The 10,323-nt window shown below is 73.1% G+C and carries 10 protein-coding genes; 4 read left to right on the top strand and 6 right to left on the bottom strand.

Going from position 1 to position 10,323, the window contains the following annotated elements:
* Positions 1–307: 307 nt before the first annotated feature.
* Genes D450_RS0101815 through fabG form a run of 3 tightly spaced genes read right to left on the bottom strand, consistent with a single transcriptional unit; the run spans position 308 to position 3,502 of the window.
* The gene (locus D450_RS0101815; protein WP_017536975.1) at positions 308–1,501 is read right to left on the bottom strand and encodes an acyl-CoA dehydrogenase family protein; all 1,194 of its coding nucleotides are present in this window, start codon (positions 1,499–1,501) and stop codon (positions 308–310) included.
* On the bottom strand, positions 1,498–2,703 hold the full coding sequence (locus tag D450_RS0101810; RefSeq protein WP_017536974.1) for an acyl-CoA dehydrogenase family protein: 1,206 nt from the start codon (positions 2,701–2,703) through the stop codon (positions 1,498–1,500). The genes D450_RS0101815 and D450_RS0101810 overlap by 4 nt, the downstream gene beginning before the upstream one ends.
* A gap of 37 nt (positions 2,704–2,740) precedes the next feature.
* Entirely contained in the window at positions 2,741–3,502 is a 762-nt protein-coding gene (fabG, locus tag D450_RS0101805) for a 3-oxoacyl-ACP reductase FabG (protein ID WP_017536973.1), read from the bottom strand.
* A 326-nt stretch (positions 3,503–3,828) separates the two neighbouring features.
* Between fabG and D450_RS0101800 the strand changes: the two genes are divergently transcribed.
* The 4 genes from D450_RS0101800 (at position 3,829) to D450_RS0101785 (ending at position 7,759) form a co-directional block, all read left to right on the top strand.
* Entirely contained in the window at positions 3,829–4,593 is a 765-nt protein-coding gene (locus D450_RS0101800) for an amidohydrolase family protein (protein WP_017536972.1), read from the top strand.
* Between the two features lie 534 nt (positions 4,594–5,127).
* Complete coding sequence (locus D450_RS0101795; protein ID WP_017536971.1) at positions 5,128–5,889, top strand: glycerophosphodiester phosphodiesterase; 762 nt, start codon at positions 5,128–5,130, stop codon at positions 5,887–5,889.
* A 247-nt stretch (positions 5,890–6,136) separates the two neighbouring features.
* Positions 6,137–6,682, top strand: coding sequence for an ATP-binding protein (locus D450_RS0101790; protein ID WP_017536970.1), 546 nt, complete (start codon positions 6,137–6,139; stop codon positions 6,680–6,682).
* Positions 6,683–6,889: 207 nt separating this feature from the next.
* Complete coding sequence (locus D450_RS0101785; RefSeq protein WP_017536969.1) at positions 6,890–7,759, top strand: helix-turn-helix domain-containing protein; 870 nt, start codon at positions 6,890–6,892, stop codon at positions 7,757–7,759.
* 341 nt (positions 7,760–8,100) lie between these two features.
* Here the strand turns inward: D450_RS0101785 and D450_RS0101780 are convergent, their stop codons facing one another.
* From D450_RS0101780 to D450_RS0101770, 3 genes are all read right to left on the bottom strand, one after another.
* Positions 8,101–8,334: a DUF397 domain-containing protein gene (locus tag D450_RS0101780; RefSeq protein WP_017536968.1), complete on the bottom strand. Its 234-nt coding sequence runs from the start codon at positions 8,332–8,334 to the stop codon at positions 8,101–8,103.
* 236 nt (positions 8,335–8,570) lie between these two features.
* Positions 8,571–9,572: a metal ABC transporter substrate-binding protein gene (locus D450_RS0101775; protein ID WP_017536967.1), complete on the bottom strand. Its 1,002-nt coding sequence runs from the start codon at positions 9,570–9,572 to the stop codon at positions 8,571–8,573.
* 77 nt (positions 9,573–9,649) lie between these two features.
* Positions 9,650–10,318: a potassium channel family protein gene (locus D450_RS0101770; protein WP_017536966.1), complete on the bottom strand. Its 669-nt coding sequence runs from the start codon at positions 10,316–10,318 to the stop codon at positions 9,650–9,652.
* Positions 10,319–10,323: the final 5 nt, after the last annotated feature.

The following is a 10,323-nucleotide window of genomic DNA, read 5'->3' as shown; positions in this document are numbered from 1 at the left end:
GCCCCGCCCCACCAGGAGGCCCGCAAGGCCGGGCCATCCCCGCGTCCGCGGGGCTTTCTGGCTGGCGACGGCGAGGAGTTCGGCGGTGAACGGGCCATCCCCGCCTTCGCGGGGCTTTCCCCTTATTGACCTGCGTGGATGTGCGACGTTACCGAAAAGCGATTCTTCGCGCACTCGCCAGGGACAGGTCCGGTCCTCATTCGGCATGGTCCGGCATGCAGCCAGGGGGTGCCGGGCCAGGGAACGGATTCCCACGGCGCGGCACCCCCCCCCTTGCTCTCGCCGTCCCTGGCAACGGGACTACGCCCTATGCCGACGGCAGCTCCACCAGGCCCGCCAGCAGGGCGCGGTGACGGTCGGCCGTGCCGAGGGCGATGGCCGCGCTCTTGGCGCGCTTCAGGTACAGGTGGGCCGGGTGCTCCCAGGTGAAGCCGATGCCGCCGTGCAGCTGCACCGCCTCCTCCGCCGCCTTCACGGCCACGCCCGACACGAACGCCTGGGCCATCGACGCGTTGATCCGCGCCTCCTCGGTGTCCTCGCCCGCCGTGTCGGCCGCCGCCCGGACCACCGCCCGCGCCTGGGCGATCGACACCCACAGGTCCGCCAGCCGGTGCTTCAGCGCCTGGAAGGAGCCCACCGGGCGCCCGAACTGGGTCCGGGTCTTCAGGTAGGCCACCGTCGCCTCCAGCGCCCACTCCGCCGTCCCCAGCTGTTCGGCCGCCAGCAGCGCCGCGCCCGTCCGCAGGGCGCGGGCCACCGCCCGCTCCGCCGCCTCGCCCGAGGCCAGCAGCCGGCCCGGCGCGCCGTCCAGCTCCACGTCCGCGAGCGGGCGCGTCAGGTCCAGGGTGGTCAGCCCCTTCACCTCCGCGTCCCCGGCCTCCACCAGGTACAGCTCCGACCCGCCCGGCCCCAGCGCCGGCACCAGCAGCAGGTCGGCCGGGAGCGCGTCCACCACGCCCCCCACCGTCCCGGTGAGCCGCCCGCCCTGCGCGCGAACGGCCGCCGGGAACGCCGCCCCGACCGGGGGAGCCGTGGCCAGCGGCACCGCCAGCGCGCCCCAGGCGTCGCCGGTGGCCAGCGAGCGCAGCGCCTCGGGCCCCGCCTCGGTGTCGGCCTCGACCCCGGCGCTGCCCTTCTCCGCCAGGGCGACGGCCTCCTGCAGCGCCGCCGTCGCCAGCACCGCGCTGCCCAGGAACGGCACCGGCGCGACCGCCCGCCCCAGCTCCTCGGCGACCACCGAGGCCTCACGCCAGGACGCCCCGGCCCCGCCGAGCGCCTCCGGCAGCGGCAGCCCGACCGCGCCCAGCCCCGCGAGCTCCTTGGCCAGCGCGCCGTCGGCGACCTCGTCCGTCTCGACCCGCGCCAGGACCGCCTCGGCCGGGCACTTGTCCGCCAGGAGCGCCCGCACGCTGGCGCGCAGCTCCTCCTCGACCTCGCCGTAGAGCAGGTCCACCGCGGCTTCGCCCGTCTCCGTGCTTCCGGTGCTGCTTCCGGTGCTCATTTCGGCAGGTCCTTCCACGCGACGTCCTTGTCCACCCGGGGCTCGGCGGGCAGCCCGAGGATGCGCTCGGCGATGATGTTGCGCAGGATCTCCGTGGTCCCGCCCTCGATGGAGTTGCCCTTGCTGCGCAGGTAGTGGAAGCCCGCCCCGCGCTTGGTGAAGGCCACCCCCTCAGGGCGGCGGAAGGTCCAGTCGTCGTAGAGCAGCCCCTCCTGCCCCAGCAGCTCCAGCTCCAGGCCGGAGATCTCCTGGTTCAGGCGGGAGAAGGCGTACTTGGCGGCCGACCCCTCCGGCCCCGGCTGCCCCACGGCGAGCTGCTGGCGCAGCCGCTCCTTGGTCATCCGCGCCGCCTCGGCCTCGACCCACAGCCGCATGAGCGCGTCGTGCGCGCCGGAGGTGCGCAGCTCGGGCCGGTCCCGCCACAGGTCGGCGACGATCCCGATCAGCCCGCCCTCGCGCGGGTCCGGCTGGCCGCCGATGGCCACCCGCTCGTTCATCAGGGTGGTCTGGGCGACCTTCCACCCCTGGCCGACCCCGCCCAGCCGGAGGGAGTCCGGCAGGCGCACGTCGGTCAGGTACACCTCGTTGAACTCGGCCTCGCCGGTGATCTGCCGCAGCGGGCGCACCTCGACGCCCTCGGCCTGCATGTCGCAGATGAAGTAGGTCATCCCGGCGTGCTTGGGGACGTCCGGGTCGGTGCGGGTGACGAGGATGGCCCACCGCGCCTGGTGGGCCAGGGAGGTCCACACCTTCTGGCCGTTGACCGTCCACGCGTCGCCGTCCCGCACCGCCCGGGTGCCCAGCGCCGCCAGGTCCGACCCGGCCCCCGGCTCGCTGAACAGCTGGCACCACACCTCTTCGCCGGTGTACAGCGGCTTGAGGAAGCGCTCGCGCTGCTCGGGCGTGCCGAAGGCCAGGATGGTCGGCGCCGCCATCCCCAGGCCGATCACCAGTCCTTCGCGGCCCTCAGGGGCGGCCCCCAGGCGGGCGAACTCGTCGTCGACGACGGACTGCAGCGCGCGCGGCGCGCCCAGGCCGCCCGCGCCCTCGGGGAAGTGGACCCAGGCGAGACCGGCGTCGAAGCGCGCGGCCAGGAACTCCTTCTGCCCGGTGGTCGCTGGGTCGTGCTCGGCGACGAATCCGGCGACCCGCCGCCGCAGTTCGGCGGCGTCCAGCGCCGCCCCTTCGGTGACCGTTGACATGAAACCTCCGTGGGACCGCTGGGGTGGGGACGGCGCGTCAGTCCAGGGGACCGCCGGACACGTAGATGACCTGGCCGGAGACGAACCCGGCCTCCTCGCCGGTCAGGAACGCGATGGTGTTGGCGATGTCCTCGGGGCGGCCGGTGCGGCGCACCGGGATGGAGTCGGCCGCCGCCTTCTTGAAGTCGTCGAAGTCCACCCCGACGCGCGCGGCGGTGGACGCCGTCATGTCGGTCTCGATGAACCCGGGCGCCACCGCGTTGGCGGTCACGCCGAACTTGCCCAGCTCGATGGCGAGGGTCTTGGTGAAGCCCTGCATGCCGGCCTTGGCGGCGGAGTAGTTGACCTGACCCCGGTTGCCCTGGGCCGAGCTGCTGGAGAGGTTGACGATGCGCCCGAAGCCCTCCTTGGTCATGTGGGCCTGGACGGCGCGGGTCACCAGGAACGCGCCGCGCAGGTGCACGTTCATGACGGTGTCCCAGTCGTCCTCGCTCATCTTGAAGATGAGGTTGTCGCGGATGACGCCGGCGTTGTTGACCAGGATGGTCGGCGGGCCCAGGCGCTCGGCGACCTCGGCCACCGCCCGCTCGACCTGCTCGGCGTCGGAGACGTCGGCGCCGACGGCCACCGCCTCGCCGCCGTCGGCGGTGATGGCGTCGGCGGTGCGCTTGGCGTCGGCCTCGTTCAGGTCCAGGACGCCGACGGCGCGCCCCTCGGCGGCCAGGCGGCGCGCGGTGGCGGCGCCGATGCCGCGGGCGGCGCCGGTGACCAGGGCGACGCGACGGGGGGTCTCGGCCATGGGAACCTCCTAGTGGGGACTGGTGTCGAGTGGTCCAGGACACATCCGGGGCGATCCTATCCGGGCCGACCGACCGAGTGGTATGTGGGGGCCCGGTGGTTGCGTGACCGAGATCGCGCCGCCGCGCCGACCGGGCGCGAATCGGCGTCGGTGCCGCGGATCCCACCTGCGCATTCGGCGGGCGCGGCGGCACGTCCGCGCCGCTCCGGCGGCACCCGGCGTACCGCGGGCGCTACGGTGGAAGCGGCGGACCCGCGCGCCGACGGGCCGCGCCAGGGCGGTCAGCCACCCCGTGCCGCCCGCACCGCATCCCCGGCTGAAAGGCGATGGCGTTGTTCGACGCCCACCTGCACATCATCGACCCCCGCTTCCCGACGGCGGCCAACGACGGGTTCACCCCTGAGCCGTTCACCGTCCAGGACTACAGGGAGCGCACCGCGCCGCTGGGCGTCACCGGCGGTGCCGTGGTCGCCGGGTCCTACCAGGGCACTGTGCAGGACCACCTGCTGGCCGCCCTGCGGGAGCTGGGGCCCACGTTCGTCGGTGTCGCCCAGCTGCCGCCGGACACCTCCGACTCCCAGCTGCGCGACCTGCACGCGGCCGGGGTGCGGGCCCTGCGCTTCAACCTGCACCGGGGCATGACCCGGGACCTGGACGCCCAGGTCCAGCTGGGCCTGCGCGCGGCCGACCTGCTGGGCTGGCCCGCCGAGTTCTACGTCGACTCCCGCCGGCTGCCGGAGATCTCCTCGCTGATCTCCCCGCTGCCCCGGGTGGCCGTGGACCACCTGGGCCTGTCCGCCGAGGGGCTGCCGGCCCTGCTCGACCTGGTGGCCTCCGGGGCGCGGGTGAAGGCGACCGGGTTCGGCCGGGTCGACATGGACGTGGCCGATGCCTTGCGCGCCATCGCCGGGGTCAACCCGGGCGCGCTGATGTTCGGCACCGACCTGCCCTCGACACGGGCCGACCGCCCCTTCCGCGACTCCGACGCCGACCTGGTCGCCGACGCGCTCGGCGAGGACCTGGCCGAGCGCGCCTTCACGACCAACGCCCGCGAGTTCTACGGGATCGCTTCCCGCGCGCACGTGGCCTGAGCCCTGAGCCGGGGACGGGGTTCAGAGCCCGCTGAACGCGCTGCGCGGGCCGTGCGCGGGTCCGTGCGACCTTCGGGGGCCCTGAGGGGGCCAGGGCGATGGCGGCCTTCTCAGTGCGGTGCGGGGGCCGTCGGCCGTCGCCGCGGCGCCGGATGCGTTCCGGCGGGTCGGGACGGCAGGTTCACCCCCCGGTGGCCGGATGCGGCGGACGCCCCCTTCTCGGCACGCCGCTTCATCACGCAGCGTGATGTTCCCGCTCCCCGGCGCCGGTACCCGCCTGCCCGGGGGTCGCTCCCGTGTCGCCCGGGGGAAACTCCGGGTTCGCCCCCAATTACTTTCGGTAGCAGTATGATGGCGGCCGCTCGCTCGCGCCCCTCACACGGAGGGGTGTTCCCCACCGTCGCCGTGGGGGTGGCACCACTCGGCGGGTAGAGGCCACTGGCGACTACGTGCGGTGACGAAATTCGGCTGAGAATCCAGGTATCGTAACGCTACGAGTTCGGATTCGCGGAGAAGGTCGGGGGTGGGTGGACGGTGATCGTCGTCGCACACCGCGGCGCCTCCGCGTACGCGCCGGAGAACACGCTCGCCGCTCTGGAGGCCGCGCCGCGTCTGGGGGCGCACATGTGCGAGATCGACGTCCGGCGCACCGCCGACGACGAGCTCGTCGTCGTCCACGACCCCACGCTGGCCCGGACCACCGACGCCGTGCTGCGCTTCCCGGACCGGCGCCCCTGGCGCATCCAGGACTTCACCCTGGCCGAGATCCGCACCCTCGACGCCGGGTCCTGGTTCGCCGACCGCTACGCCGGCCAGCGTGTCCCCACCCTGCGCGAGGCCCTCGACGTCCTGCGCCAGACCGGCTGCGGCGCCCTGGTCGAGCTGAAGGTCCAGCGCCGCGACCCGCTCCTGTGCGCCCGAATCCTCGACTTCCTCGCGCACGACCCCTACTGGCGCAGCGCGCGCCGGGACGGCACCCTCATGGTGCAGAGCTTCGACTGGGTGGTGCTGCGCGTCCTCGCCGAGGCCCTGCCCGGCCTGTGCACGGCGGCGCTGGGGCGCCCCTACGGGCGGCTCGGGCTGCGCCGCCTGGCCCGCTACGCCCGCCAGGTGCACCCCCACCACCTGCGGGTCACCGCCCCCTATGTGCGCCAGGTGCACGGCCAGGGACTGGGCATGTTCGGCTGGACCGCCAACCACCCCGGCGCCATCCGCCGCCTGGTGCGCGACGGAGTGGACGGCATCATCACCGACTATCCCGACCGGGTGTCGGGGCAGGATCTGCTGGCGGCCTGAGGCGCCGGCCCGTGCTGCGGTCCCCTTCGCCCCCTCCGACCTGGACCGGAAGAGGCGTCGGAGAAAGTTCGGGTCTGAACTATCGGAATCCCCTGTCCCCGCGGGGCCGGTGTCCTAGGATGCGTGCATGAGGAAGATGCACGTGCATTTGGGCCGTGCGCGGAGCGCCTCGGCCGCCGGTGTCCGGCGTGTTCGGCCGGGACCGGCCATGGAGCTCGGGACTCGACACGACTGCGAGGGGATCGCGGTGAGCGGACCGTCACGGCAAGGGGCAGGACCGGGCGGCACGGAGACGGCGCCGGCCGGCAGGGAGCTCGGGGCCGCCGACTGGTGGGTCGGGGCGCTCCGCTCGGGCGAACCGGCGGCGAGCATCGCGGTGGAGGCCGCCCGCGGCCGCGCGGACGTCGCCTTCGACCTGCCGGCCGCCCCCGGGGCGCCCGGGGCCGCACGCGAACTGGGCGCCCGCGTCCTGGGGGTGTGGGGCATGGACGGGTTCGTCGGCGACGCCGAGCTGGTCCTGTCCGAACTGGTCACCAACGCCGTCCGGCACGGACTGCCCGCCCAGACCGCTTCGTACGGATACGGGAACGTTATCCGCGTCCGCCTCCTGCGCCGAGCGGGGCAGGCGGTGTGCGCCGTCCAGGACCCCTCCGTCCGGGTCCCGTCCCCCCGGGAGCCGGACCTCCTTCTGGAGACGGGGAGGGGATTGCACCTGGTCGGGTGCTTTTCCCGGGAGTGGGGCGTGGTCCTGGCCCCGCCGCGCGGCAAGTACGTCTGGGCGCTGTTCGCCTGAGCCGTCCCTCCTCCCTACCCCCGCCCCGACCCGCGGTGATGCCCGCCACACTCGGAATCTGTGGGCGGATCCGCCCCGCGCCGACCGAACACCTGCGTGCGGCGGCGCTATCGTGGGGGGATGGACGAGTGAGTTCCACGGCGCCCGGCCGCCCCGCGGCCGCGGGAAGGGCGGCGCCGGACGGCCAGGTCTGGGGAGGCAGCGGTCATGAGCGGCATCGCGCGCATCAAGCAGGGCGCCGGTCCGACCGTGCGCCGTATGCTGCTCGGATCGGAACTGCGCAAGTACCGCGAGAAGGCCGGGGTCTCGCGCGGCGAGGCGGGCCACCACATCCGCGGCTCCGAGTCCAAGATCAGCCGCATGGAGCTGGGGCGCGTGGGCTTCAAGGCCCGCGACGTCGAGGACCTGCTCGTGCTCTACGGGGTCGAGGACCGCGACCTCATCCGCACCATGGGCCAGATGGCCCGCGACACCAACAAGCCGGGCTGGTGGCAGCAGTACGGTGAGGCGCTGCCCAACTGGTTCCAGGTCTACGTGGGCCTGGAGGAGGCGGCCAGCCGCATCCGCGTGTACGAGGCGCAGTTCATCCACGGCCTGCTGCAGACCGAGGAGTACGCCCGCGCGGTGATCAACGGCGGCGTCGGCCTGCCCGACCAGGCCACCGAGGACCGCGTGAAGGTGCGCATGCGGCGCCAGCGCCGGCTCGACGAGCCCAACGTGAAGCTGTGGGCCATCCTCGACGAGGCCGCCGTGCGGCGCCCCGTCGGAGGCCCCGAGCTGATGCGCCGCCAGATGCAGCGGCTGGTGGAGGCGTGCGACCACCCCCACATCACGCTGCAGATCGTCCCGTTCAGCGCCGGCGTGCACGCGGCCGAGGCGGGATCCTTCTCGATCCTGCGCTACCCGGACTTCGAGCTGTCCGACATCGTCTACGTCGAGCACCTGACCGGCTCCCTCTGCCTCGACAAGAGGATGGAGGTCGACGCCTACACCATGGCCATGGAGAAGCTGAGCGTCATCGCCTGCCCTCCCACGGAGACGCAGGAGATCCTCAAGGACATGGTCGACGAGTTCTGATCCTCCTGGCGGCTTCTGGAGCACGGACTCGAGGGGCGCCTGTGACCGGTGTGCTCTGATGTGCTCTGAGAACCGGGCGCTGTGCTCTGAGAACCGGGCGACCGGAAGGCGCGGCGCCCGAGACGCGAACGCGGCCGGACCCTGGCGATGACGGCGGTGCCCGCCGCCCGGACCCACGGGCGGCGGGCACCGAAGTGCAGAGCGCCCCGTCCCGGTGTGCGTCGGGACGGGGCCGAGGGGTCGGGGAGCTCCGTCCCCCGAATCCTGTCTCTGGTCGTCCGGAGCTCCCTCAGCGGCCTGCGGGGAGAGGCCGCATTCGGTCTCGGGCCCTTCAGGGCCGTTCAGCTCAGGAAGTTGTCGAAGTCTCCGTCCTTCGCGCCCAGGATCAGGGCGTCGATCTCGGCCTGGGTGTAGAGCAGGGCCGGCCCGCCCGGGAACCGGGAGTTGCGCACCGCGATCGAGCCGTCGGGGAGCTTGGCCATCTCCACGCACGAGCCGCGGGAGTTGCTGCGCTGGCTCTTCTGCCAGGCGGCGCTCGTGAGCTCGGTTGCGGGGATGCCGTTGTACGCGCTCATGATGCTGCGTTCCTCCTTCAACCTTGTGTGTGCGCGGCGCTGTGCAAGTGTCGATGCACGTGCATTAGCACCGTACTTTGATCAGGATAGCGCACGTGCATCTCCTGTGTGGGGCGCTTTCTCCGGATGTAGGCGGCTTGTAAGCAGCTGCAATCACGACGAGCGGGATTGCATGAAAACGGGCCCCGCCGCGGATCGCGGCGGGGCCCGGGGCGAGGCGGGTCGTGCGGTTCGGGTCAGGAGCAGCCCAGCCCCTCGCTCAGCGTCTCCAGGTTGGCGCGCATGACCGAGGGGTAGTCGTCGCCGGGGGACTCCTCGGTGATGCCCTCGAGCGGGTCGAGCACCGCGGTCTCGGCCCCGGCCTCGTCGGCGATGGTCTCCGCGACCGCCGGGCTGACCAGGGTCTCGGTGAACACGGTCGACACGTCGTGCTCCTCGACCAGTTCGGCGACCTCGGCGAGGCGGGCGGGGGAGGGCTCGGTCTCGGGCGACAGGCCCGAGATGCCGATCTGCTCCAGGCCGTGTTCGGCCGCCAGGTAGCCGAAGGCGGTGTGGTTGACGACCATCTCGCGGCCGTCGCACTCGGCCAGGCCCTCGTCGTACTCGGTGCCGATGGCCTCCAGCTCGCCGCGGACCCGCTCGGCGTTGGCGCGGTAGTCCTCGGCGCCGTCCGGGTCGGCCTCGGCCAGCCGGTCGGCGAGCCCGTCGGCGGTGTCGGCCATCCGCCCGGTGTCCAGCCACATGTGCGGGTCGTGGTCGCCGTGGTCGTGGCCGTCGCCCTCGGCGTGCTCCCCTTCGCCGTCCTCGTGCGCGTGGCCCTCCTCGGCGTGGTCGTGGCCCTCGTGCCCCTCCTCGTCGGCCTCGGCCGGGCGCAGCTCGACCAGGTCGGCCACGTCGAGCGCGTTGCCGTCGGAGACCTCGGCGACGGCGTCGTCCACGGCCGGCTGCAGGCCGTCGATGTAGAAGACCACGTCGGCGTCGGAGACCTCGCCGGTCTGCCGTCCGGTCAGCTCCAGATCGTGCGGCTCGGAACCGGGCTCGGTGAGGTTGGAGACCGAGGTCCGGTCCCCGCCGACCTCCTCGGCCAGCCACTGCAGCGGGTAGACGCCGGTCACGACCGTGACCTCGGCCCCTCCGCCGCCGTCTCCGCCGCCCGCGTCCGTGCCCCCGCAGCCAGCGAGTGCGACCGAGGCGGCCGCTCCGGCCGCCACCACCTTGACCGTCGTCCTGGTTCCCATGGGACGATGATCGGGAAAATGAAAATGGTTGTCAATTTTGGGTGGTTCGTCCGGCCCGCACCCGGACCCGCGGCGGCTCAGTTGATCTCGGCGAAGCGCTCCACGTCGTCGGTCTTGCCTGCGACCACGATCACATCGCCCTTCTGCGGCACGGTGTTCTCGGTGGCGTAGGTGAACTGCTCGCCGTGGTGCTTGATGCTGACCACCGTGATCCCGTACTTGGCGCGGATCCCGGTGTCGCCCAGGCGCCGGCCGATGACCTCGCGCGGGGCCCGGGTCTTGCCCAGCGCGAACCCTTCCTCGATCTCCACGTAGTCGAGCATCCGGCCGGAGACCAGGTGCGCGACGCGCTCGCCCATGTCGTGCTCGGGCAGTACCACGTGGTGGACGCCCACCTGCTGCAGGATGCGCCCGTGCCGGCGGCTGACCGCCTTGGCCCAGATGTGCGGCACACCCATGTCCACCAGCAGGGAGGCGGCCAGAATGCTCTCCTCCAGGTGGGTGCCGATCGCCACCACGGCGCGGGAGAACTCGTGCGCCCCGATCTGGCGTAGGGCCTCCTCGTCGGTGGCGTCGGCGACCACGGTGTGGGTCAGCGACTCGGCGTAGGCCTGGACCAGCCGGGGGCTGGAGTCCATGCCCAGGACCTCCCAGTTGTGCGCCACCAGTTCCAGGGCCAGGGAACTGCCGAACCGCCCCAGTCCGATGACGAGGACGCGCTTGTCGTTGGTCTTGGTGCGCGGCACTGCCG

The sequence above is a fragment of the Nocardiopsis halophila DSM 44494 genome (assembly GCF_000341245.1).
GTDB lineage: Bacteria > Actinomycetota > Actinomycetes > Streptosporangiales > Streptosporangiaceae > Nocardiopsis_A > Nocardiopsis_A halophila.
Note: the sequence above shows the minus strand (reverse complement) of the source record. Positions and strands in the feature narration are given on the sequence as shown.

Excerpts from the sequence above, each read along its gene's own strand:
- D450_RS0101775 (WP_017536967.1), bottom strand. The coding sequence starts at position 9,572 with ATGGGAACCAGGACGACGGTCAAGGTGGTGGCGGCCGGAGCGGCCGCC.
- D450_RS0101815 (WP_017536975.1), bottom strand. The coding sequence starts at position 1,501 with ATGAGCACCGGAAGCAGCACCGGAAGCACGGAGACGGGCGAAGCCGCG.
- D450_RS0101780 (WP_017536968.1), bottom strand. The coding sequence starts at position 8,334 with ATGAGCGCGTACAACGGCATCCCCGCAACCGAGCTCACGAGCGCCGCC.
- D450_RS0101810 (WP_017536974.1), bottom strand. The coding sequence starts at position 2,703 with ATGTCAACGGTCACCGAAGGGGCGGCGCTGGACGCCGCCGAACTGCGG.
- D450_RS0101800 (WP_017536972.1), top strand. The coding sequence starts at position 3,829 with ATGGCGTTGTTCGACGCCCACCTGCACATCATCGACCCCCGCTTCCCG.
- D450_RS0101785 (WP_017536969.1), top strand. The coding sequence starts at position 6,890 with ATGAGCGGCATCGCGCGCATCAAGCAGGGCGCCGGTCCGACCGTGCGC.
- fabG (WP_017536973.1), bottom strand. The coding sequence starts at position 3,502 with ATGGCCGAGACCCCCCGTCGCGTCGCCCTGGTCACCGGCGCCGCCCGC.